The sequence below is a fragment of the Streptococcus parasanguinis genome (genome assembly GCF_001074805.1).
Lineage (GTDB): Bacteria > Bacillota > Bacilli > Lactobacillales > Streptococcaceae > Streptococcus > Streptococcus parasanguinis_A.
The window spans coordinates 26,806-50,222 of the sequence record NZ_JUPI01000131.1 but is presented as its reverse complement, the minus strand read 5'-3'; the positions used below and the strand labels follow the sequence as shown (position 1 = coordinate 50,222).

Sequence of the window (23,417 nt, the reverse complement as noted above, 5' to 3'; positions counted from 1 at the left end):
GGTTTTCTCATGCGTGTTACCATCAAAGATGTGGCGAAACTCGCTGGCGTCGCGCCTTCAACTGTCACGCGCGTCATCCAAAACAAATCCACGATTAGTGATGAAACAAAAAAACGTGTCCGTGAGGCCATGGTCGAATTGGACTACCATCCCAATCTTAATGCTCGCAGCCTTGTCAGCCAATCTAGTCAAGTCATTGCTTTGGTCCTACCAATCGACAGTGACGTCTTCTACCAGAATCCTTTCTTCCCAACTGTTTTAAGAGGGATTACCCAGATCGCGTCAGACAATGATTATGCCATCCAAATCTGTACGGGGCAAAATGAAGAACGGCGGCTCGACAACCTCAAACAACTCATCTACGGAAATCGTGTAGATGGTTTGATTTTCCTTTATTCCAACCCGAATGATCCCCTCGTTGAATTTGCGATCAAAGACAAGTTCCCCTTCCTCATTCTCGGAAAGGCAGCTTCACCTTTTGTATCGCTAGTGGATAATGATAATATCAAGGCTGCATTTGATGCGACGGATTATTTCATTCAACAAAACTACCGAAAAATTGCTTTTATCGGGGGAAACAAAGAACTGTTCGTATCTCAAGACCGCTACGAAGGTTATAAAGAAGCCCTCCAAAAAGCAGGGATTCCTCTCGATGAAAAACTGGTTCATTTCTCATTTGGTTTTATGTTGGAAGACAATTCTTATCAAATGATGGAGAGCCTTCCCCTAGCAGAGTTAGATGCCATCATGACAACCGATATTCTCGTTGCTGAAGGGGTGCGCCAATACCTATTAGAACACCAGCTGACAATCCCGATTATTTCCTTTGATTCGATTAAGCCACGACTCGATATTGAAGCCTATATTGACATCAATGCAGTGGAACTCGGACGTGAGTCTGTTCGGACAATTCTACAAATTATCAAGGATCACAAAGAAGGAAAAACCGTCTGCTACCGTCAATTGATTGACCATACCATTACGAAACTCTAGGAGTCTTTATGTCTACATTTACTGCTTATTTAGATGACCAAGACCTCATTCGTATCCAAAAGGGAGAGGAGCATATCCTTCCTTTTTATTTGAAAACGAACCAAGGTTATCTTGCCTTAATCCCTGTCAAAACGTCAAGTGCAGCGACTGACACAGGAGACTATTTCTTAAGCCCTATTCCACTTGAACTCGGAGAAGAGTACACCATCTACGATGCTACTGGAAATTCTTCTATACTCCACTATCGAAACATCGTTCGCAAACCCATTTTCGATCAAACCTTCACCTATAGTGGAGAAGATTTAGGAAGTTTTTACACACCAAATCAGACGCAATTTAAATTCTGGGCACCGATTTCGCAAGATGTGAGTCTCCATATCGAAGATCAGATCTATCCGATGACACGTACAGAAAACGGTGTCTGGAAACTCTTGCTCAAAGGGGATTGGGAAGGAGCTGCCTACCACTATGAATTTCGTGTCAATGGCCTAGAACGTCGGATTCACGATCCCTATGCTCTATCCTCTTTGGCCAACTCTGGAGACAGCTTGGTCATCGACCGGAAGAAGATTACACGTCCTATCACACGTGCTGCTCGTCAATTAGACCCGACAGAAGCAATCATCTACGAGATGAGCGTTCGGGACTTCTCTGTCCAAAAAGAGGCCGGCTTTAAACACCCTGGTAAGTTTAAAGGGTTGACAGAATCGCCTCAACTCAATGGTCAGATCCTTGGATTTGATTACCTTCAAAAACTTGGCATTACCCATGTACAGTTACTTCCTGTCTATGATTTCGGTAGTGTTGATGAAGAGAATCAATGGAAAGCCTACAACTGGGGTTATGATCCTGTCCAATACAATGTTCCAGAAGGTAGTTATGCCAGTGACCCCAACGATCCTTATGCACGGATTTGGGAACTCCAAGATGCTATTGCAACCTATCACCAATCTAATCTTAGTGTTATCATGGATGTGGTCTACAATCACGTCTACCAGGCCGATGAGTATGCATTTGAACAAATCGTACCCGGTTATTTCTACCGCTATAATGCAGAAGGAGAGCGGACCAATGGAACCTTCTGTGGGAATGATGTCGCAAGTGAACGTTCCATGGTAAGACACTATATCAAGCAATCCCTCAAGCAATGGGTTTCCCTCTACGGCTTTGATGGTTTTCGCTTTGACTTGATGGGAATCTTAGACATTCAAACCATGACAGAGATTGCAGAGGAGCTCCGTGAAATCTATCCTAAAGTCTATCTCTATGGCGAAGGGTGGAAGATGGATACAGGCCTCTCTGAAGACCAGCTCGCTCACCAGTACAACTCAAAACGATTACCAGATTTTGGCTTTTTCAGTGATAATTTCCGGGATACGGTCAAGAGAACACTCTTAGCCGATCACCGTCGTGATAGTCAACATCCAGCCAATGATTTTTCTAATATCCTAACAGCAAATGTCGGGAAAGTAGGACCTGCTCATTTCATCCAACCTCAACAAGCCATTCAGTACGTCGAATGCCATGACAATGCAACTGTTTTTGATTATTTCCAACTTGAAAAAGAAGAGATTCGTCTAGAGGAGCGAAAAGCTCTCTCACGTCTCGCTCTTCATTTGGTATTATTATCCCAAGGTGTACCTTTTATCCATGCTGGTCAAGAATTTTACCGCACAAAAGGGCTCGAAGACAACACCTATAACTTGCCAGATAGTCTCAACCAATTGGACTGGACATCCCTTTCAAAATGCCAAGAAGAAATTGCTTTTCTTGAAGAATTGATTGCTTATCGGAAATCACAGCCACTCCTTCGTTTGAAAAAAGGGCAAGAGATTCGCGACTACTGTGATGTCAAATGGTTGTCTGATCATCATTTGATCTACACGATTGAGAAAGATCGTGAAAAAATAACGATTCTCGTCAATATCGGTGATCAAGAAAAGACCTATCAACATCCGAGCGATAGCCAGCTGTTATTTGCCTATCCTCATGCCAACCTCCAAGCGCCTATTCCTAAAGGAAAGGAACTTTCTATTCCTGCCCATAGTTGGCTCCTTCTCCACGAAACTGAATCAACAAAATAAAGGTCACCACAATGTGGTGACCTTATTTTTATTCTTCTGTTTCTACAAAGCGTCCAATGATATGAACGTTTTCTGAAATGGTGATAAAAGCCTGAGGATCAGCTTTTTTCATAATATATTTGAATTCATTAAACTCTGCACGCGTAATAACTGTCAGCAGAACCGCTTTTTCCTGATGGTTATAGGTTCCTTCTGCATTGTGGATAATGGTTGCTCCACGATGCAATTTTTTATGAATCTTTTCAATAATGGCATCCGGCTGGCTCGTTACGATCATTGCCTGCATCCGTTTTTGCTTGGTAAAGACAGCATCCGTTACTCGACTCGATACGAAGATGGTAATCATAGAGTAAAGAGCATACTTCCAACCAAAGGTCAGACCAGCGATCAACATAATGGTCCCATTGACCAAAAAGGAGATACTGCCGACATTCTTTCCTGTCCGTTTTCGAATCGTCAAACTGACAATATCCGTTCCCCCACTGGAAATGTTGTTCCGAAGAGCAAAACCAATCCCTGTTCCCATGACAACCCCACCAAATAGGGCATTCATGATCGGATCGTTGGTCAACGTAATCACTGGCACGAACTGAATAAAGAGGGAACTCATCGAAACCGTAATAAAGGTAAAGATGGTAAATTTATGGCCAATTTGATACCAAGCCACAATCATCAAAGGGATATTGATGGCATAAAAGGTCAAGGAAACGGGAATCGTAAAGCCAATAAAGCGTTGGCTCAGAACAGATAAAATCTGAGCTAGCCCTGTTGCACCGCTGGAGTATACATGTCCTGGTTGAAAGAAGAAGTTGACGGCAATCGCTGATAGAAAACCATACAGCAAGGAAGCTGACACTTTTTCATCGTATTTCTCACGGGAGATGCTCTTCAGCACGCGCAATAATTTAATGTTATAAGCTAGTCGTCGCACATGATAGCGAAATAGCTTATGAAAGCGAGTTTTTTTCATTTTCAATCCATCGATTAGAAGAAAAGGAAAATTTTAGAGCAACTGATTCCTAGACTTTCCCTTTTCTCTCTTGTCCTATTCTTGCTCTGCTACTTCTACTTGAAGATTTAACTCATCCAATTGCTTTTCAGAAACGACAGAAGGAGCTTGTGTCATTGGATCTGTCGCCTTGTTATTCTTAGGAAAGGCAATGACTTCCCGAATATTATCTTCCCCTGCAAGAAGCATCACGAAGCGGTCTAATCCAATCGCCAATCCTCCATGTGGTGGGAAACCATAATCCATTGCTTCTAACAAGAAACCAAATTGTTCATTGGCAGCTTCTTTTGTAAATCCAAGTGCCTTAAACATCCGTTCTTGTAAATCTTTATGATTAATCCGTAGGCTTCCTCCACCTAATTCATAGCCATTTAAGACGATATCATAGGCAATTGCTCGAACTTTTGAAAGATCTCCTTCCAATTCATGCTCTGTTTCAGCTTGTGGGAGTGTAAATGGATGGTGAGCAGACATATAACGGCCTTCTTCTTCAGACCATTCAAACATTGGCCAATCCACTACCCAAAGGAAGTTGTATTGATTGTTGTCAATCAAGTCAAGCTCTTTCGCAAGACGAACACGCAAAGCACCAAGCGTTGCATTGGCTACTTCAAGAGTATCTGCTACAAAGAGAACTAGATCTTTGTCTTCTAACTGTAAAGCAGCTGTCAAGTCACTTGTCAAGTCTGTCAAGAACTTCGCAACAGGACCGTTCAAAGCACCTTCAGCATATTTCACCCAAGCAAGACCTTTTGCACCGTATTGCTTCGCAACTTCCGTCAATTTATCGATATCTTTACGAGAGTAATGATCCGCTGCACCTTTGACAACAATCGCCTTAACTGCTGGAGCTTCTGAGAAGACTTTGAAGTCTACACCCTTGACAAGCTCTGTCAAGTCTTGTAGCAACATTTCAAAACGTGTATCTGGTTTATCTGAACCATACAAGGCCATAGCATCATCATAATTCATCCGTGGGAATGGGAGTGTTACTTCAATTCCCTTGGTTTCTTTCATGACACGTGCAATCAAGCCTTCTGTGATATCCTGGATTTCTTGATCACTCAAGAAAGAGGTTTCCAAGTCGACCTGTGTAAACTCAGGTTGACGGTCTCCCCGTAAATCCTCATCACGGAAACACTTCACGATTTGATAATAGCGATCAAATCCAGCATTCATTAACAATTGTTTTGTAATCTGAGGACTTTGTGGAAGGGCATAGAAATGACCCTTATTGACACGGGAAGGAACCAAGTAGTCACGTGCTCCTTCTGGAGTTGACTTAGAAAGAAACGGTGTTTCCACATCAATAAATTCTAATTCATCTAAGTAATTGCGAATTGAATGGGTTACTTTTGCACGGAGTTTGAGGTTTTCCAACATCTCAGGACGACGAAGGTCTAAGTAACGGTAACGAAGACGGGTATCATCATTGGCTTCAATTCCGTCCTTGATTTCAAATGGTGTTGTTTTGGCAGTATTGAGAACCGTAATAGCTTCTACCTTGAGTTCTACTGCTCCTGTAGGCAAGTTTGGATTGGCTTGTTCACGAGCTTCTACAAGGCCTGTCACTTCTACAACATATTCACTACGGATGCTTTCAGCTGTAGCCATCACTTCTGCACTAACTGTTTCTGGATTGATCACCAATTGCATGATTCCTTCGCGATCGCGTAGATCGATAAAGATCAAACCACCCAAGTCACGACGACGGCTAACCCATCCTTTCAAGGTAATACGAGTTCCAATGTGTTCTTCACGAACACGTCCAGCATACATTGAACGTTTCATTTCTAATTAATCTCCAAACTAATATTCTTCCTTCTATTTTACCATAAAGACCAGCAGAAAGTGGCCTTTAGCTCAACTTTTTCAGTCAGCAACTTCTTTAGTTATCGTGGCTCTCTTCTTTCTTTTTGGGATCATCATAGAGAGTGGGTGCTAGCACCTTCATTAAAGTCGCAGTCCCAAATCGCAAGACAGCTGCTGCTAGTCCAAAAATAGGGGATAGGTAGCGGAAAAAGAAATCTCCCCTAAGCACATAGGTCATGCCACCCACAATAAAAAAGATCACAATTCCCTGAACGATTGCGTAAAACCAAATTTTTTTCACACTATTCTCCTTTTCACAAACCAGCTGACTTATCCACTGTTTTTTATCACTTATCCACAAAAATGTGGATAACTTTCACCTTTTGCCCCCTCAAAAGAGGAAGCGTCGTCAGCATCAGGACTTGCTTTCATCCATTTACAAGCAAGTTTCCCACAGCCTGTGGATAACTCTCTTGCTTATTTGTGACTTTCTCGTCACTTTCCTCACAAATCAAGGAGCCAGGATTTGATCCTGCCCCCTTTGATCAAGCATTATTTAAATTCGTCTGGTGTCCCTTTATATTGGGCCCAGTCTTTGCTGAAGAAGCGGTCATTTAGATGGTAAGTTGGTGCTTTTTCAGCCTTTGTGACAAAGGGATTGACCGCTTTATCAAAGGCTAGCCAACCATTCCATCCCATATGAATCGTATCTTCCATAAAGTAGGGCTGATCACCATCTTTAGAAAAGTCTGCAATATTGGTGAATCCTTGGCTTTCCAATTGGTAACGAATCTTTTGAACAGCCTGTTCATACTTTTCTTGGCTCAAGCCTGTGTATTTCATCCATTTGGCATTAACTGGAGGAATGACAAAGATAACATTGGTCCGAGATTTAGCAAACTGGTCTAGAACCAACTGCAAGTCATTGTACTCAGGAGATTGAACATAGGATTCGTTTTTTTGGAAACCTTTTAGTTTCTTCAACTTCATTTTTAAACGAGTATTGTAAAAATGATTGCTGATTCCAAGGTCGTTGTTATTGGTTTTGACTTTTGCTTCAGCCGTTGCAATTTCTTCCAATTTCTCATATGAGAATTGATCTGGTAAATCTTGTAGACGTTTTTTGACCTTCTTATCGTAATTCCCGTTTGTACGCGTTGCAAGATTACTAAACAAAGCATCTTCGCGTTGGACAAGGTGGGAAACAAACTGGTTCAAAGACTGATCAAATCTGGAAATTTTCTTTCCTTGAGAAATTTTCGTTACAACACTTTGAAAGGCGACATTTGGATACTGTTGTAACAGACGCTTTGCAGCATACTGGGATGCAGCATCCTGTTGGTGATTGGCAATAAAGCTATTCAACTGATCGCTATTAAAGAATTGTTGAAAAGCAGAGGAATCGTATCCCTTTTTGGTAAACCATTGCGGAGAAACTACATAAACAGCTGTATTGTCCTTGAGTTCTGGCAAAATCTGTTGCATCCCAAAATACTGGTTCAAAGAAGCCGCACCACGTTCTCCTAAAAAGTAGGGTCTATAATTGCGGTCATATTTCTCAGCCAAAACTGCTGGATGCACCACATCAAAACGCAACCATTCACTGGAGCCGAAATAAGGGACAAAGCGATGCTGTGGATCAGAAAGTGCTTCTTGTTTCTTTGTACGACTCTTGAATCCTTCTGCATTCAGACTAACCGCAGCTTTTTTCTCTTCAGTATAGTTGTGCTTATGATTGATTGGATAAAAGAATAATAAAGCTGTTACCATGAGGAGCGCGCAAAATACGGGCCCTAAAATCAGCCACAAACGCTTAAGCATTCTGAAGCTCCGTTACACCTTCTACGATCTTGTTAGCAGTATTCCAATCATCGCGTCCAAATTCAGATACAGGAACACGGATGCCAAAGCGATTTTCCAGTTCCACAATCAATTCGACTGTCCCCATACTATCAAGGACACCCGCATCAAAGAGATCCTCATCCATCATGTCTGAGACATCTTCCATAAACAATTCGTCAATAATTTCAATTACTTGAGATTTTACATCCATTTTTCTATTCTCCTTTTATTTCAATTTTGGAAACCATTGTTGATCCAAGAATCCTGAGAAAATCAGGAAGGACAACATCACTGTGTTAAAGGTGATAAAGATCCCTAAAGCTTTGGTCCAACGATTGTCCGGTATAGGATCCAATCCTTTTGCTTTTCTTTCTTTATTGATGGTCTTTTTCTTACGAATCCAAGCATCATTGATGACCAGTCCAAGCCCATGGAAGAGCCCATAAGCGATGTAGTACCAAGTCACCCCGTGCCAGAAGCCCATGACCAACATATTGATAATGTAGGCAACATTTGAGGTGGTAATCCGGCTCTTGAATACTTTATTGCGCATCAATACCATCACGAGACGCATAAAGACAAAATCACGGAACCAGAAAGATAAACTCATATGCCAACGATTCCAGAATTCCTTTAAGTCACGTGATTTAAAGGGACGATCAAAGTTGATGGGACTTTTAATTCCCATCAGATTGGAAGCTGCTAAAGCAAACATCGAATAGCCCGCAAAGTCAAAGAAGAGGTCAAAGCCATAAACATACATGACTCCCAGCGTTCCGATATTGAAGAATCCACCTTGAGACAAAGCATAGGTCTGCACATGTCCTAACAATAAGTGGCCAAAAATATGAGCTAGGATAAATTTATAAAGGAAGCCATACATGATATACTTAACAGCTTGCTCCAACATATCCAATAATTCTTCACGCTCAGGAATAGCGTTATAATCCTCATTAAAACGCTTGAAACGATCAATCGGTCCACTTGAGAAGGTCGGCATAAAGAGCATAAAGCGTAAGAATTCCCAGAGTGTGAATTCTTTCAAGACACCATCTCGCATTTCGATGATCATTCCGACAGCTCGGAAGGTTAAATACGAAATCCCTAAAAATCCAAACAAGGATTGGTGCCCATTCTTGATCGCTGGCTCCACCTTAACAAAGATCAGGGGCAAGACAGACAAGAAGGAATGAAGATAGAAAATCCACTTGTTGTCCGCTTTCTGACGATAGATTTTGTAGGAATACACAATCAAGATTTGCCAGACTACGTAAAAGAGCAGGGCATAAATTTGCTTGAGATTCGAACCTGTCAGCATCAAAATGATAAAGATCAGACTCACCAGTCCTTCATAGACCGGAAATCTCTTTTTGAAAAAGAGGCCCACAAAGATCGGCAAAAAAGCTAGAATGAGGTAGACAAAATAGATCGGTGTTCCATAGTGTTCTAAATGAGGGAGCTGTTTCAAAAACTCGATCATCGGTTATTAACCTCGCTAATCAACCCTTTGATGTCGATTTTCCCGTTTGGTGTTAATGGCAGGCTATCACGATAGAGGAATTTTGAAGGCATCATATAAGACATCATGATGTTTTCTAAATCTTCCTTGATGGCTTTTGTGATATCAATTTCGCGCTCAAATTGTTCTTTGACGCCCTCTTTTAAGATGACATAGGCCAAGAGATTTTGGACCTTGTGATCCTTATTATAACGCGGTACTGCGACTGCTGAGTCAATATACTTCGATTTGTTCAAGTTTTGAGAGACATCCTCTAGCTCGATACGATAACCGTTAAACTTGATTTGGAAGTCCATCCGACCACCATAGAGAAGAAGGCCTTCATCCGTCATGGTTCCGACATCTCCCGTATGGTAGGCTGGAAGACCTTCAAATTCGAAGAAGGCTTCTGCTGTTTTCTCTGGATTATTCATATAACCTTTTGAAACAGCTGGGCCTGATACGATGATCTCACCTTGCTCACCATTCGGCAATTTGTTACCTGCCTCATCAATGATGAAGGTTGGAGAATCTTCTTTGGTGTAACCAATTGGCAGACGTTTCAAAGTAGCTAACATCTCATCTGTTACGGCTACAGCCGAAAGAGCTACAGTTGCTTCCGTTGGGCCGTAGGCATTGATGATGCGTGCATTTGGGAAACGCTCGCGCAATTTCTGAGCAGTCTTGACTGTCAACTCTTCCCCATCAAAGTAGAAATGGGTGATCCCTGGCATTTTTTCAGCATTGAAATCCTCAGACAACATGGCCATATCTGCAAAAGATGGTGTTGAAGTCCAGATCGCAATCGGAAGAGAAAAGATCGTCGCAAAGAGTTGTTTGAAGTCTTGAGTGATAGCTGATGGAAGGGCAAAAAGGGTTCCTCCAAGAGCTAAGGTCGGTGCCCAGTACATGACAGACAAGTCAAAAGAATAGGGCGGTTGCGCCAACATTTGCGGACGCTCTGGCGTTGCAAATTCCTTGTCCGTAATCATCCAGTTGGTAAAACTGAGCAAGTTATCGTGCGAAATTTGCACCCCTTTTGGTTTCCCGGTTGTCCCTGAGGTAAAGATGATGTAGTAGTTATCATCCCCTTTGACCGGATGTTTCAAGTCATAGGCATGCTGAGCCGCATAAGCTTCACGCACTTGCTCCAAGGACATGATTGGAGCAGCTGGGTTTTCCAATGGAAATTCATTGATGGCAATAATCAAGCTTGGCTCTGCTACTTCAACAATGGCAGACACGCGCTCCAAGGCAGAGTGGCTATCAATCGGAATGTAGGCATGGCCAGATTTGGTCAAGGCCACAAAGGTTGCTAACATTTCATATTCTTGACCACCAAAGACCACTACAGGTGACTTTTCAGGAAGTCCCATTTGGTCGATGTGGGCAGCCAAGCTATCTGAATCAGCCTTCAATTGGCCATAGGTATGCTCCTCACCAAGGACATTGTAGACAGGATAGTCTGGTTGTAGTTGCGCATAACGTTCAATTGTCTCGATCATATCAGTAATTGGTTGGTTTGACACGGCTAGGAGTCTCCTTTTCTAAAATTCGTTGTAGATAAAGCCACCCTGACCTTGACCAAGGTAACTAAAGAAATAAAGTAGGGCTAGAAAAATGGCGAAATACAAGACCGTCTGCCCGATAAATTTATAAAGTGTTTTATGTTTCATAAGTTTCACTCTTCATTTTGATTGTTATTCACTATTTTACCATTTTTTATACCAAGTAAGCAATTTTAAACATAGTGAGAATGTCGTAGAAAACGTTATCATTTCAGATCATTCAAGTCGTTTAACGAAAGCATTTTTCTTTAATCAGTTTTCTGGTTGAAATCCTATTCTATTTCACAGTCCCCTGACGAATCAACTCCAGACACTTGTCCAGATCCACATCTCTCTCGAAATGGCTAGGTGTCCAAGGAATCTCTATATCGGGTAGAACACCCTGATCCGTCATCCCTTTCCCTTGATCCACGCTTAAACAGCGAGAGGTGGGAAACATTAAACAAAAATTGCCATAATCAACTGTACAACAATTAGAGTAGTCTAGAATCCCAAGAGTTGGTCGACCCACCACCGTTACCTTCTTAAACTGCTTCATCATCTGAACAAAGTTATCCCCAGATGAAGCACAATAAATATCTGATAAGATAAAGATCTGTTCAGGATAGAGACTTCCTCTGACCTCTGGGAAAAATTCCTCGCTTTCTCCCTTATATGCTACATAACCTTTTCCCCGATGGCGAAGCAAATCCTCTTTCATATCTTCAAGCAGTTTAGCTGTTTCAGGACTAATTTCTTCCTGTTGCATCCAGTCCTCAAAGTCTTTCAAGCGCAGATCAACATTACGCTCCGTGTAGAGAATTTCCATGCCATCATCATCCCAATCAATGCCTTCATAGCCCTGATCCTTCTCTAAACCTAGATGTAATAGAGAGAAATATAAAGAATCTGTCCCTCCGCCGTTCTGTCGGACATCAATGATAAGAAACTTGACTTCCGTCATCATAGGTAAACACTCTTGATATACCCGACTAATAGCTCTCTCATCCATAAAGTTATCCAGACGAAGATAAAGAATCTCATCGTCTAATCGTTTCCAAAAGATATGATCCTGGATCGGTTCTCGACTGGGTACTACTTTAATGGTCTTTTCTATCCCTTCTCGAAGCAGGGTGACACTCGTTGACTGAGAGACCAAATCTGCCCATTCTCTATAATGTCTTTCTGGGGTCTTGCTGATAAAATAGGCTTTATGAAGAGAAGCTATCTGATCCAAGTCTCTTCCATCCAGAGCTAGGATCTGATCTCCTACTTGAAGACCCGTATCTTCATTAGCTTCCTCAACATACAGTTTCTGTCCATTTATTCTCAAAAGGAACCCTTTTTGACTGGCCTTTTTATCTCGAAAGGAAACATGCCCGATCACCCCAAAACTAGCTAGGTAAGCCTTAACTTGATAGAGAAAGGCATCATCTGTCATCTCATCTGTAATGTTTTCTCGAAAAGGCTCTGGATCGCATCCTTTTCGATCCTTGCTGGTAGATGAATCATGGGTCATAATAGAGACGACATCTTCAAAAATAGCAGTCTTTTTCATAAAGGATTCCTTCCATTTTTTAGAAACAGTATACCACTTTTTCTTAAAAAGTTCTTAAACCCCTAAAAAACTATCCTAAAGTAGGATAGCCGTTATAGATTCTTTCTTTTCTTCGCTTTCTTTGTCAGAGCTACATCACAATTTTCAATCTTGCTAATCAATAGATTGGCAAGGGCAAAATCATCGATGTTCGATTCCATATTTACCTCATAGTTCAAGGTCAGTTGTTCTCCAGCTTGGGCCGTTGTGACAGAAATAAAGTCAATTTCTGAACAACTTTTATCTAACAACTGGCTGATTTGTTCTGCAACAGAATCTTGTTCTGAGACGGTAATAGTCAAATGGCGGCGCCGTTGATGGTCTGCCTTACTCTGTTTGTTCTCTAATACCAGCCACACCCCTAGTAAAGAAAGGGTTGATAAAATGGCCAATAAAAGATAGCCCGATCCTGCTGCTAGTCCTATAATCATGGCTAGAAAAATCGCAATCAACTCTCTCGAACCACTCGTAGCCGAACGAAAACGGATCAAACTAAAGGTCCCTGCCACTGCAATCGAGGTTCCCAAACTTCCATTGACCAAAAAGATCACTAAGGTCATCATACAAGGAAGCAAGGTCAAACTAATGACAAACTCTCGAGTGTAAAGTGTTCGGTATTTATAGGTCCAAGATAGGGCCAGCCCTAGAAAGAGGCTGACCAAAAGGGCCAGCAGTAAGCGCAAGGGATCCACCGCTGCTGTGGCATTATTAAAAATAGAATCAAATAGATTAGACATAGGCAGCACCTACCGTTTCTTGAACTGGTCTTGGGGCATAATCCAAGCCTTGTGATTTATGATAAGCACAGCTATATTTTGAAAATTTCTGTTTCACCAAACCATACTTCTCTAAAATATCCTTTAGCCATTTAGGTTCTTGGCCAGGAGCCTTAATTTCCATGATCACGAAGTCATCCTCTAGTAGAGGTTCTCCTTTCTTCCCACCAAAAAGGCTAACAGCCTGGTCTCGAAAGACTAAGTTTTGATCGATTGTCACGCGAATCTTCTGATAAGGATAACCCTGAATGGATTTCTTTTCTTTGAGAGACAAACGATCATAATAAATGAACATCCGTGGTTCCAATCGATGACCATAACGTTTGCGCAATCTCCGAATCTCTTGCACTAAGTCTGGATCTTGTATCTGATGATCTACTGTCCCATCTGTCATCAAGTTGATAATGGCTTGCGAAGTAGCGACTAGGCGGAATTTATGGCCAATTCCTTCTTCATCTTTTGACTTCACCTCTAGAAACACTGGGCTGTCTGCTTGAGGTTTTTCTATATAAGTCCGCATCCGAATTTTTTCACGGCGGTGTTGTTTTGCAAGAGCATCTTGAATGACATCAAAATTTTCCGTATCAAAATAAATGTTTGAAATGGTTGAGGTTGGGTAATCATCTTCTACGACGTATTCTTTTAAGTCTTTGATCAAGTCCTTCACGTCATCTTTTGCGACGATATATTTTGTTTCGATTCGTTTGAAACTTGTCTCAATTGTTTTTTTCATGTTTCTTCTCCTTTAAGAGGGATCTATTGTTTCTAACCTTCAGTAAGTATGAATACGACTTACGTGCTTTCTAGTTTAATGGGACTTTCTTAACTGGTCATTAAGCCAAACTTAAAGAAAACTAAAGTTAAGGTTCCTTTCAGAAAAACTTTAGGAAACTTTCAGCTAGCAACTTTAGACTAGGAGCATATCAATTGAACGAGAGGAAAAGCTCATGAAATCAAACAAATGGAAATTTTTATTAACGGGGGCCGCAACCCTCACCTTACTGACAGCTTGTACCCAGGCGTCATCACAATCAGCTACAAAAAGCAATACTGCACAAACAACCACTACCTCTACTTCAAAAAATAAAACAAACAATTCCAACTATTTTACAGATAAGGACAAGGACAGCTCTTATGATGAAAGCAAAGCCTCTACTGTAAAACTGTCTGGTTCGTCTGCAAATGTATCAGGTGACGGCGTAGCCGTTTCTGGATCAACTGTGACCATCTCAAAGGCCGGAACCTATGTCATCTCTGGTGAATCCGATGGGGTTCAAATCAAGGTCGAAGCAGGTGACTCAGATGATGTTCATATCGTCTTGAAAGGCGTTACCATGACCAACACCAACGCGCCAATTTCTGCTACGAAAGCAGGTCATGTCTACCTTACCCTAGCAGACGGCACGACCAATACCTTGTCTGATTCAAGTTCAAACAATGATGAAGATGCCGATGCGGTCATCTTCTCTAAAGGCGACCTCACCATCAATGGTTCAGGTACACTCAACATTGACGCCAAGAAGAACAATGGTATCAAGGCCAATGACACTCTCCATATCACAGGTGGAACCTATAAGATCACGGCTGTAGGAGATGCCTTCAACGTCAATGATGAACTCAATATCACTGGCACGACCATGACCATCGATGCAGATGAAGATGCAGTCAAGGTGGATAATGATGAAGATACTTCGGTTGGAACCATGTATCTTTCAGACAACAAAATGACCATCACTGCAGGAGACGACGGAATCCATGCTTCTGGTGATCTGATCATCGATAGCGGAACCTATGAGGTAACAGAGTCTGTCGAAGGTCTCGAAGGAAAATCGATCACCATTAACGGTGGAGATATCACCATCTATGCAACCGATGACGGGGTCAATGCGGCTAATGCCAATGCCAACCAAGATGAAATTTTCTTCACCATGAATGGTGGAACCCTCAACGTTGAAGTTGGCCAAGGGGATACCGATCCAATCGATTCGAATGGAAACATCACCGTTACCGGAGGAACCATTAAATTAACAGGTCAATCTGGATTCGACTTTGATGGTACTGCTACCTACACCGGTGGAGATATCTATATCAATGGTGAAAAACAAACAGAAATTGTCAATTCCATGCCTGGAGGCGGTGGTGCTCCCGGCGGTGGCGGGCCTCAAGGTGGTGGACCTGGAGGCGGACATCCATAATAACAAATAAAGGCAGGATTTCTTCCTGACCTTTTTTTGTTACTCTTTTTATGATAGAATAGAAAATCAATCAACTTGTTGAAAGGAACATGATGAAAAAACAGACACTACCTCTTTTCTTCACACTCTTGCTATCTCTTCTTTTTCTATCAGCCTGTGTGCCGGACCTTAAGATCAATTTTAAACAAGAGCCTACTACTACCAGCTCAAAAAAGAAAACCACTAAAAAAAGTAGCTCGAGTCGTTCAACTAGCTCAACTAGCACAGGTAATTCCTCTAGCTCTCCCTCAACTACTACGGAAACCACTTCTGACATCATCACAACCGAAGGGCTCCCTAGAAATGCCCAAGAAGCACCCAAGGATAAAATTTATGCAACAGGGAACTTAAAAGTAGCCTACTCTAGAAATGACGACAATATTTTTGTACAAACGCCGGATTATGAAGGGTATACCACTGCCCTTGTCCAAAAAATCCTTGGAAATCCAGAGAAACAACTAACAGACCCTGCTTATATTAGCGAATCTTTTCAAAATATTGAACTAGAAAATATTAAAAATCTCTACCGTAAGGGGAAAATTACAGAAGAACAAGCTCATGCCTTTTTATTGGGGGCAGTTGATCTCAAACAAGCTTCTAAATTTGGAGTAGCCTACACCATTTACACCTATAAAAACAACACCATCCAATTGGTCTTTGAAAACGACCAACTTCTCTATATTACGCCAAATCCTGATGTTGTCTTCTTTAAATAATGACTATTCTCGCTTAAACAAGCGAGAATTTTTGTTTCACATGAAACAAAAAACTCCCAACACATTCTGTTGGGAGTTCCCGAAGATTAGTCCTCTTCATATTTTTTTGGATTATAGAACCACATTCCTAGCCCTGCAAAAAGAACAATAGTCATCAGAAGGAAGACCACTTGATTTCCAATTTCTCCTGTCATCGAAATCGTTTGACGAAGACCAGAGACGGTATAGCTCATTGGCAAGAATGGATGAATGGCTTGGAAAAATCCATTTGTCAAAGCAAGAGGATAAGTTCCTGCACTAGAAGCCAATTGCAAGAGCAAGAGGATCAAGGAAAGGAAAGCACCGACCTTTCTTTGCCATGTTGTTAAAGCGGTCACGATAGACATGAAGGCCACACTACCGATCACACAAAGGAAGAGGGTAGCCATCTCATGATTGGCAGATAAACCAATCAAGTGAACAGCACCATAGACCAAGATTCCTGCAACCACCGCAATGGTTCCATTGACCTCAAAGCGAGATTTAAACCATGCCCAACGACTTTCAGGATGACGACCGGATGGCAATTTTGCAAAGATCATATTGGTTGACAAGGCACAAACAAAGAGTGCTACAGAGATCATATAAGGAGCCATTCCGACCCCATTTACAGGGACATTATCTTGATCTGTTTTAGAAGTCGTAACAGGATTGGCTAAGGTTTTTGCGTTTTCTTTTTCGGTTGTAGCAGCATTCAGTTGTCCCTTAGCATCGTTTAAACCTTGACTCAAGGTTTGGCTTCCTGTTGCTAATTCACCCAAACCGTTTGTCAATGTTTGGCCACCCGCTGCTAATTTGCTGGATCCATCTGAGATTTGATTTGCTCCGTCAGCTAGTTTATCAGTCCCTGTCACCAATTGACCTGATTTCTCTGTCAACTGGTTGACACCTGTGACAAGTTTGTTGACACCACCTGCCAACTCTGGAGTTTTGCTGTTCAATTGCCCTACACCATCAGCTAATTTTCCAGCTCCAGCAACCAATTCACCAGACTTACCTGTTAATTGGGTTGCTCCTGAAGCCAGTTGATTCATACCTGATGTCAAAGCAGGCATCTTACCATTTAACTCACCTAGACCAGAAGCTAATTGATTGCTTCCTGCAAGTAATTCTGATGATTTACTATCTAGTTGGCCAACCCCTGCTGCTAACTGACTAGCACCATCCGTTAAAGTGCTACTATTGGTCTGAAGTTGGGTTGCCCCACTAGCGATTTTATCAACACCAGCTGTATAAGCGCCAATCCCTTGACTGATGGTTTGGCTAGCCGGCAACAATTGTCCACTAACTGCGGATTGTATCTTAGACAAGCCACTTGACAAGTCTGTCAAGGTAGAAGAAGCTGTTGGTAAAACTTGATTGGCTGCAGTTTGCAGCTGTGTCAAGCTATTTCCTGTATTCAAACTACTTTGGATCGTTTGAATCGTTGTCAAGATCCCTTGAGCTGCTGTTTCACTCGAGCTTGGGCTCGATGAGATCGCCGCACTGATTTCCGCTTGTTGATCAGCTGTCATTGCTTGATAAGCTGCTGTCCCTTGCACACTTGCAAGGGCATTTGCACGATCCGCTTGGGCTGAAGCAAGGATCGCTTGGGCTGAATTCGCAATACTCGTCAAGCCAGATGAAAGTTGACTGGTATCTACCGAAGCATTTTGAATCGCTGCATTTAATTGGTTCAAACCAGCTGCCAATTGATCAATCTGAGCTGATTGGCTTGTAGAAGCTTGTAGCTGGCTTGATAATGTTTGAATACCTGATTCTAATTGAGAAACTCCATTTCGAAGAGTAGTGGATTGACTACTTAATTGACCCGCTCCCTCTGATAATGTAGCGACTCCATTTGTATAGGTCACTAAACCATTTGAAAAGTTAGATAGACCCGAATTCAATTGACGCACGCCATTGGTATAATTCCCAAGACCGTCATTGAGTGTCCCCATACCGCTGGTTAATCGACCAACTCCTGAGGCCAACTGAGGGGTTTGACTCGCCATTTGATTGAGACCATTTCCTAATCGATCCACTCCGGTAGCGTAAGCCATCAATCCTGTATTAAAAGTGCCAAACCCATTATTTAATTGATTGACTCCAGATACCAAGTTTGGAAGTTGACCAGCCATTTGATTGAGACCATTTCCCAATTGACCAACACCATCTGTATAGGCTGCTAGACCAGTTCGGAGAGTGGTTGCACCATCTGAAAATGCTAAGCTTGAACGAGCCAATGTATTCAAATTAGTAGATAGTGTTTGACCACCATCTTCCAATTTACTTGCACCATCTGCTAATTTAGCACTTCCATCTGCCGCTGTCCCCATACCAGTTTTAAGCGATCCCATTTTAGAAAATAAAGCTGTTGTATAAGTATTGGTCACTTTTTCAGCCACTGACTGCTTCATTTTTGTCATCGCAGTGTCGCTCATTTTCCCTGCGATAAAACTATGACCACTGGATGTTTGGTAATCAATGGTCATCTGTTCCGGATGATTGGTTAAGATGGAGCTAGCTTTTTTTGAAAGATCCTCAGGCAGGGTTACAATCATATAATAATCGCCATTTTTGAGACCATCTTTCGCAGCTTTCTCATCTACAAAATGAAAATCAAGTGAGTCATTGTCCTTCAAATTGGACACCATGTCTTTTCCGATTTCCATTTTTTGTCCATTATATGTAGCAGATTGATCCTTATTGACAACCGCTACAGGAAGATCCGAAACCTTTCCATATGGATCCCACATGGAAGATAGAAAAATAATATTATAAAGAGCTGGAATCAAAGCAACTCCAATCATGACAATGATAAATGTTGGCTTTTTAAGAATAGCCTTCCATTCTTTCATCATATTTTTTGTCTCCTTTTTATACACATTGTCTAAATTTCTGATATAATAGATTATACAGTTTCTAAAAATTTTCACAAGTAGGAAATCTTTGTTTTTAGACACTGTGTATAATTTTGTGCAAAAAGGATTAACAGATGACTGAGAGCAATAAACGATTAAAAACAAAACGAAATATCGAGGAGGCGATGGTTCGACTACTCGAAAAGGAATCATTCGACCAAATCACAACGGTTGAGTTAGCACAAGAATCCGGTATTAGTCGCTCTAGCTTTTATACCCACTATCGAGACAAGTACGACATGATCGAGCGCTACCAACAAGCACTCTTTCACAAGCTTGAATACATCTTTGATAAACACCAAGACGACAAGCGCCAAGCGATTACAGAGGTGTTCGAATTTCTAACCAAGGAGCCACTCTTTGCGGTTCTTCTGACAGAGAATGGAACCAAGGAAATCCAAACCTTCTTACGACATAAATTACAGATTCTTCTGGTTGATAGTTTGCAAGAGCGATATAGTCATAAATCATTAACAGATATTGAAAGAGTCTACAGTTCTGTCTATCTGACCAATGCCTTCTTCGGAGTCTGTCAAATGTGGGTTTCTCGCGGAAAAAAAGAAAGCCCTCAACAAATGGCTGAATTTTTAATGAAAATGTTACGGTAATAGTGCCTCCTGATCTAGATAGATCAGGAGTTTTTTTATTAGCAGGTTTAGGTTTTAAGAAAACAAAAAACTACCTCATGTAATAAAACAGCTTTAGAAAACTTATAACTGAACAAATAACTGAACAAACCCAGAAATCAACCCTTTAAGACAAAACAAAAAGCCCACTGTAGTAGGCTTTCTGCAAAGTATATCTTAAAATTAAAGCATTTTGTTGTAGAATTCAACGACAAGTGCTTCGTTGATTTCTGGGTTGATTTCATCACGTTCTGGAAGACGTGTCAATGAACCTTCCAATTTGTCAGCATCGAATGATACGAATGCTGGACGTCCAACTGTAGCTTCAACAGCTTCAAGAATAGCTGGAACTTTAGCTGATTTTTCGCGAACTGAGATCACTTGACCTGGAGTTACACGGTATGAAGGGATATCAACGCGTTTTCCGTCAACAAGGATGTGACCGTGGTTAACGAATTGACGAGCTTGACGACGAGTAGTCGCAAGTCCAAGACGGTAAACAACGTTATCCAAACGACGTTCCAAAAGAAGCATGAAGTTGAAACCGACAGTTCCTTCTTTAACTTTAGTAGCTTGTACGAACAAGTTACGGAATTGTTTTTCACCAAGTCCGTAAGAGAAACGAAGTTTTTGTTTTTCAGCTAATTGCAAACCGTATTCTGACAATTTTGAACGGTTGTTTGGTCCGTGTTGACCTGGTACGTAGTTACGACGTGCCAATTCTTTACCTGTACCTGTAAGTGACAAGCCAAGACGGCGAGATTGTTTCCAAGATGGTCCTGTATAACGTGACATTTGAAATGTCCTCCTATAAAAATAATTTTTTGTAGGAAATAACGTTTTAGACAAACCTGATTCGTTCAGAAAGCCTTCGCCCAAACAGCAAAGGTTACTTTTCTAGCTGGCTTCCTGTTGACGAGCTTCATTTTGTCCTGCTGTCATTTCGCACAAATTCTATTCTATCACGGAATAGAAACTTTGTAAAGTCCTTCAAAACAATTTCAATGAAATTCAGACAATAATTCTATGATTCGTTTTTTATATTGCAATTGTTGCCAGTCTCTATCCGTTGCTGGATCCCATTTTAAAGGAAGATCTGCAATAATTTCACCGGGATTATGATTCAAGATATAGATCCGGTCACTCAATGTCAAAGCTTCTTCGATACTATGAGTGATCACTAGAGTGGTGAGACCAAGACGTTCCTTGCTTTCTAGATACCAGTGATAAAGATCCTGCCTTGTCAATTCATCTAAGGCACTAAAAGCTTCATCTAATAGGAAGACAGAATGACCCAATAGATAAGTCCTTAATAGCGCCACCCGTTGCCGCATCCCCCCACTCAGCGCATTAGGATAAAGGTTGGCGATACTTCCCAATTTAAATTCATCTAACAATTTTAGAGCTGTAGATGTTGCCTCTTCCTTAGGAATCTTTTTTAATTGAAGGGGAAGAATAATATTTCCCAATACTGTCTTATGTTCTAACAAAAGATCCTTTTGTAGCATATAGCTGACTTTTCCAAAGGAGATCGGGGCATCATCTACTTCTATAGCGCCCTTTTGTAAGGGAAGGATCCCAGCAATTAAATTAAACAAGGTTGATTTCCCTACCCCACTTGGACCTAGAATAGAGACGATTTCTCCTTTTTGCACTTCTAGTGATACATTGTTTAAAACTGCTTTATCTCCAAAAGAGAAACTTACATCTTTTACGGTTAAAATATCAGTCACCTACCAATTCATTTGTGAAACCTTTGTCTTCTAAGTCATTTGAAACCAATCCTTGCTCTTTTGCCCAAGCATAAAAAGCATTCCAACGTTTGGAGTCAAACTGTCCCCATTTATCCTTGTCTGAAGCATATTGACTGGAAAGATATTTTTGAGAAGCTAGTACAAAATCACGCTGGTTAGCCAAAGCAGGGGCCTGTTTAATCAAGATATCTGCTGCTTCTTCTGGATGCTCTATAGCATATTGGTAGCCTTTTTTCACCGCTTGAATGAATTTTTTTGCTTCCTCTTTATGAGATTTCAAATAGTCATTGTTAGCAATAATAACAGGCGAATAGTAGTCAAATGCAGGAACAAAATCTTTCATATAGAAGAAATTGGTTTTCATTCCCTTTTGCTCAGCCAAAATTCCATCCCAACCGTGATAAATCCAAGCAGCATCAAAGACCTTATTTTCAATCGGAGTAATGGAATTTGAATCACTATTTGGAACCAATTTTACTTGATTAAAATCAGCCCCTTCTTTTTTCATCATCGATTTGATCATTTCCAACTCAATCGGATCATTCCAGGTACCATACTTCTTACCAACCAAATCTTTTGGACTTGTGATCGCTGCATCTTTTCTTGAAATAATCCCTGACGTATTGTGTTCGACAATAGCTGCAATAGCGGTAATACCCGCACCTTTATCCAATTTCTTGGCCATAGAATCTTGGAAATAAATACCAAATGGAGCTTTCCCATTGATAATCAAATCAGAACTACTGTCTTCCGGAGGAAGTTTTATATCTACATCCAGTCCTGCATCTTTAAAGTACCCTTTTTCCTTTGCTACATAGAGACCCGTGTGATTGGTATTCGGGGTCCAATCTAGAATAAAATCAATCTTTTTCAAACCACTTGACGATTGCTTGACAGAATTTTGACAAGCACTCAAGAAAACAAATCCCAATATTATTGAGAAAAATAAACCTATTGACTTTTTCATTAGCTATACCTCTTTTACATTTTTGTCAATTTAATTTTTACACCATTTACAAGTTTGTCAATCCTTTTTCCATTTTAGAATGGTTCGTTCTAATTGGTCAACGAGAAACATACCGAGTAAACTAATAGCAGAAATCAATACAATGATCGCAAACATCGTATCATACTGAAATAACTTCTTCGATTGGATCATATAGACCCCCAATCCATCAAAACCTCCTAACCATTCTGAAACTACCGTACTGATAAAAGCATAGGAAACGCTCACACGTAAACCTGCGAAAAAATAAGGAAGCGCTGCAGGAATTTTATAATGGACTAAAGTCTGAAAGCGATTGGCTTGCATAATCTGAAACAATCTCAGAATATCTTGATCGCAATGCCGAAAACCATCTAACAGACTGACTACGATGGGAAATACAACCGTAATAATGATCAAAACCAGTTTTGGAAGCATACCATAACCAAACCAAAGAACCAGGATAGGGGCCAAGGCAATCGTCGGAATGGTTTGAATAACAACCATAAAAGGATAGACCAGATCATTCACCCATTGAAAACTATCCATGAGAATCGCAAAGCCAGCAGCAAGAAGAACCCCTATAACAAGTCCGATCAAGGCCACTTGAAGGGTAGACAAACTGTGATGAATCAGGAGAGCTCGATCTCGTACAAAGGCATTCCCAATTTCAAGTGGCGTTGGTAATACAAATTTGGGGAGGATATTTAACAATCCTGCTAACTGCCATAAGACAAGAAGGCTGCTAAAACCTGCAAATCCTATCAACTGTTTTGAATATCTTTTTACAAGAGACATCGTAACCTCCTTTCTCACAAATAAAAAACGCCTCCAAAATAGGAGACGGATTGCACAAGGTCACTCATAACGAAAAATACATTTCATTTGTTTCCTACGCTGGCATTACCCAGATCAGGTGCGGTCGAAGCTTACACTTCCTCTCAGACTGTACACAGACTCCCATATGTATTTATTATAATAACTGATTTAGACGATAAAAGC

The 23,417-nt window shown here is 41.1% G+C and carries 21 protein-coding genes; 5 read left to right on the top strand and 16 right to left on the bottom strand.

Features of this window, described 5'->3' with window-relative positions; translation table 11 throughout:
- Positions 1-9 precede the first annotated feature (9 nt).
- Both ADI76_RS09515 and pulA read left to right on the top strand, forming a co-directional pair.
- A complete protein-coding gene (locus ADI76_RS09515; protein ID WP_013904333.1) occupies positions 10-993 on the top strand; it encodes a LacI family DNA-binding transcriptional regulator in 984 nt (327 codons plus the stop codon).
- 8 nt (positions 994-1,001) lie between these two features.
- Positions 1,002-3,077 (top strand): type I pullulanase, encoded by a 2,076-nt coding sequence (gene pulA, locus ADI76_RS09510; protein ID WP_049492689.1) that lies wholly within the window; start codon positions 1,002-1,004, stop codon positions 3,075-3,077.
- Positions 3,078-3,105: 28 nt separating this feature from the next.
- Here pulA and ADI76_RS09505 read toward each other — a convergent pair whose 3' ends face one another.
- The 11 genes from ADI76_RS09505 to ADI76_RS09455 all read right to left on the bottom strand — a co-directional run bounded on the left by ADI76_RS09505 (position 3,106) and on the right by ADI76_RS09455 (position 13,891).
- Positions 3,106-4,047 (bottom strand): YitT family protein, encoded by a 942-nt coding sequence (locus ADI76_RS09505; RefSeq protein ID WP_021154122.1) that lies wholly within the window; start codon positions 4,045-4,047, stop codon positions 3,106-3,108.
- Positions 4,048-4,122: 75 nt separating this feature from the next.
- Positions 4,123-5,877 carry an aspartate--tRNA ligase gene (gene aspS / locus ADI76_RS09500; RefSeq protein WP_049482684.1) on the bottom strand — a complete coding sequence of 585 codons (1,755 nt, stop codon included), beginning with the start codon at positions 5,875-5,877 and terminating at the stop codon, positions 4,123-4,125.
- Between the two features lie 97 nt (positions 5,878-5,974).
- Complete coding sequence (locus tag ADI76_RS09495; protein ID WP_021154124.1) at positions 5,975-6,199, bottom strand: hypothetical protein; 225 nt, start codon at positions 6,197-6,199, stop codon at positions 5,975-5,977.
- A 251-nt stretch (positions 6,200-6,450) separates the two neighbouring features.
- Positions 6,451-7,719, bottom strand: coding sequence for a D-alanyl-lipoteichoic acid biosynthesis protein DltD (gene dltD, locus ADI76_RS09490; protein WP_049516102.1), 1,269 nt, complete (start codon positions 7,717-7,719; stop codon positions 6,451-6,453).
- Positions 7,712-7,951 (bottom strand): D-alanine--poly(phosphoribitol) ligase subunit DltC, encoded by a 240-nt coding sequence (dltC, locus tag ADI76_RS09485; protein ID WP_003002265.1) that lies wholly within the window; start codon positions 7,949-7,951, stop codon positions 7,712-7,714. The genes dltD and dltC overlap by 8 nt, the downstream gene beginning before the upstream one ends.
- Before the next feature lie 15 nt (positions 7,952-7,966).
- The gene (dltB, locus tag ADI76_RS09480) at positions 7,967-9,220 is read right to left on the bottom strand and encodes a D-alanyl-lipoteichoic acid biosynthesis protein DltB (RefSeq protein ID WP_049516100.1); all 1,254 of its coding nucleotides are present in this window, start codon (positions 9,218-9,220) and stop codon (positions 7,967-7,969) included.
- Positions 9,217-10,767 carry a D-alanine--poly(phosphoribitol) ligase subunit DltA gene (gene dltA / locus ADI76_RS09475; protein WP_021154127.1) on the bottom strand — a complete coding sequence of 517 codons (1,551 nt, stop codon included), beginning with the start codon at positions 10,765-10,767 and terminating at the stop codon, positions 9,217-9,219. Before dltA ends, dltB begins: the two co-directional genes overlap by 4 nt.
- A gap of 18 nt (positions 10,768-10,785) precedes the next feature.
- A complete protein-coding gene (locus tag ADI76_RS09470; RefSeq protein ID WP_003002102.1) occupies positions 10,786-10,914 on the bottom strand; it encodes a teichoic acid D-Ala incorporation-associated protein DltX in 129 nt (42 codons plus the stop codon).
- Between the two features lie 169 nt (positions 10,915-11,083).
- The gene (locus tag ADI76_RS09465) at positions 11,084-12,343 is read right to left on the bottom strand and encodes a S41 family peptidase (protein WP_049516099.1); all 1,260 of its coding nucleotides are present in this window, start codon (positions 12,341-12,343) and stop codon (positions 11,084-11,086) included.
- Positions 12,344-12,435: 92 nt separating this feature from the next.
- Positions 12,436-13,119, bottom strand: a complete 684-nt coding sequence (locus tag ADI76_RS09460) for a DUF4956 domain-containing protein (protein WP_049516098.1) — start codon at positions 13,117-13,119, stop codon at positions 12,436-12,438.
- Complete coding sequence (locus ADI76_RS09455; RefSeq protein ID WP_049516096.1) at positions 13,112-13,891, bottom strand: polyphosphate polymerase domain-containing protein; 780 nt, start codon at positions 13,889-13,891, stop codon at positions 13,112-13,114. Before ADI76_RS09455 ends, ADI76_RS09460 begins: the two co-directional genes overlap by 8 nt.
- A 214-nt stretch (positions 13,892-14,105) precedes the next feature.
- On the opposite strand from ADI76_RS09455, the gene ADI76_RS09450 reads away from it, so the two are divergent.
- Together ADI76_RS09450 and ADI76_RS09445 are read left to right on the top strand one after the other, a co-directional pair.
- The gene (locus ADI76_RS09450; protein ID WP_049516094.1) at positions 14,106-15,353 is read left to right on the top strand and encodes a carbohydrate-binding domain-containing protein; all 1,248 of its coding nucleotides are present in this window, start codon (positions 14,106-14,108) and stop codon (positions 15,351-15,353) included.
- Positions 15,354-15,442: 89 nt separating this feature from the next.
- A complete protein-coding gene (locus ADI76_RS09445) occupies positions 15,443-16,108 on the top strand; it encodes a DUF4947 domain-containing protein (protein WP_049516092.1) in 666 nt (221 codons plus the stop codon).
- Positions 16,109-16,194: 86 nt separating this feature from the next.
- Here ADI76_RS09445 and ADI76_RS09440 read toward each other — a convergent pair whose 3' ends face one another.
- A complete protein-coding gene (locus tag ADI76_RS09440; RefSeq protein ID WP_049516091.1) occupies positions 16,195-18,990 on the bottom strand; it encodes a YhgE/Pip domain-containing protein in 2,796 nt (931 codons plus the stop codon).
- Between the two features lie 134 nt (positions 18,991-19,124).
- Here ADI76_RS09440 and ADI76_RS09435 point away from each other — a divergent pair, with 134 nt between their 5' ends.
- The gene (locus ADI76_RS09435; RefSeq protein WP_003001962.1) at positions 19,125-19,658 is read left to right on the top strand and encodes a TetR/AcrR family transcriptional regulator; all 534 of its coding nucleotides are present in this window, start codon (positions 19,125-19,127) and stop codon (positions 19,656-19,658) included.
- Positions 19,659-19,859: 201 nt separating this feature from the next.
- Here ADI76_RS09435 and rpsD read toward each other — a convergent pair whose 3' ends face one another.
- The 4 genes from rpsD to ADI76_RS09415 form a co-directional block, all read right to left on the bottom strand.
- Entirely contained in the window at positions 19,860-20,471 is a 612-nt protein-coding gene (gene rpsD, locus ADI76_RS09430; RefSeq protein WP_003002210.1) for a 30S ribosomal protein S4, read from the bottom strand.
- A gap of 206 nt (positions 20,472-20,677) precedes the next feature.
- Entirely contained in the window at positions 20,678-21,409 is a 732-nt protein-coding gene (locus ADI76_RS09425) for an ABC transporter ATP-binding protein (protein ID WP_024056481.1), read from the bottom strand.
- A complete protein-coding gene (locus ADI76_RS09420) occupies positions 21,402-22,397 on the bottom strand; it encodes an ABC transporter substrate-binding protein (protein WP_049475071.1) in 996 nt (331 codons plus the stop codon). Before ADI76_RS09420 ends, ADI76_RS09425 begins: the two co-directional genes overlap by 8 nt.
- A gap of 57 nt (positions 22,398-22,454) precedes the next feature.
- On the bottom strand, positions 22,455-23,213 hold the full coding sequence (locus ADI76_RS09415) for an ABC transporter permease (protein WP_049516089.1): 759 nt from the start codon (positions 23,211-23,213) through the stop codon (positions 22,455-22,457).
- Positions 23,214-23,417 lie beyond the last annotated feature (204 nt).

Excerpts from the sequence above, each read along its gene's own strand:
- ADI76_RS09515 (WP_013904333.1), top strand. The coding sequence starts at position 10 with ATGCGTGTTACCATCAAAGATGTGGCGAAACTCGCTGGCGTCGCGCCT.
- pulA (WP_049492689.1), top strand. The coding sequence starts at position 1,002 with ATGTCTACATTTACTGCTTATTTAGATGACCAAGACCTCATTCGTATC.
- ADI76_RS09505 (WP_021154122.1), bottom strand. The coding sequence starts at position 4,047 with ATGAAAAAAACTCGCTTTCATAAGCTATTTCGCTATCATGTGCGACGA.
- aspS (WP_049482684.1), bottom strand. The coding sequence starts at position 5,877 with ATGAAACGTTCAATGTATGCTGGACGTGTTCGTGAAGAACACATTGGA.
- dltD (WP_049516102.1), bottom strand. The coding sequence starts at position 7,719 with ATGCTTAAGCGTTTGTGGCTGATTTTAGGGCCCGTATTTTGCGCGCTC.
- dltC (WP_003002265.1), bottom strand. The coding sequence starts at position 7,951 with ATGGATGTAAAATCTCAAGTAATTGAAATTATTGACGAATTGTTTATG.
- dltB (WP_049516100.1), bottom strand. The coding sequence starts at position 9,220 with ATGATCGAGTTTTTGAAACAGCTCCCTCATTTAGAACACTATGGAACA.
- ADI76_RS09470 (WP_003002102.1), bottom strand. The coding sequence starts at position 10,914 with ATGAAACATAAAACACTTTATAAATTTATCGGGCAGACGGTCTTGTAT.
- ADI76_RS09465 (WP_049516099.1), bottom strand. The coding sequence starts at position 12,343 with ATGAAAAAGACTGCTATTTTTGAAGATGTCGTCTCTATTATGACCCAT.
- ADI76_RS09460 (WP_049516098.1), bottom strand. The coding sequence starts at position 13,119 with ATGTCTAATCTATTTGATTCTATTTTTAATAATGCCACAGCAGCGGTG.
- ADI76_RS09455 (WP_049516096.1), bottom strand. The coding sequence starts at position 13,891 with ATGAAAAAAACAATTGAGACAAGTTTCAAACGAATCGAAACAAAATAT.
- ADI76_RS09450 (WP_049516094.1), top strand. The coding sequence starts at position 14,106 with ATGAAATCAAACAAATGGAAATTTTTATTAACGGGGGCCGCAACCCTC.
- ADI76_RS09445 (WP_049516092.1), top strand. The coding sequence starts at position 15,443 with ATGATGAAAAAACAGACACTACCTCTTTTCTTCACACTCTTGCTATCT.
- ADI76_RS09440 (WP_049516091.1), bottom strand. The coding sequence starts at position 18,990 with ATGATGAAAGAATGGAAGGCTATTCTTAAAAAGCCAACATTTATCATT.
- ADI76_RS09435 (WP_003001962.1), top strand. The coding sequence starts at position 19,125 with ATGACTGAGAGCAATAAACGATTAAAAACAAAACGAAATATCGAGGAG.
- rpsD (WP_003002210.1), bottom strand. The coding sequence starts at position 20,471 with ATGTCACGTTATACAGGACCATCTTGGAAACAATCTCGCCGTCTTGGC.
- ADI76_RS09420 (WP_049475071.1), bottom strand. The coding sequence starts at position 22,397 with ATGAAAAAGTCAATAGGTTTATTTTTCTCAATAATATTGGGATTTGTT.
- ADI76_RS09415 (WP_049516089.1), bottom strand. The coding sequence starts at position 23,213 with ATGTCTCTTGTAAAAAGATATTCAAAACAGTTGATAGGATTTGCAGGT.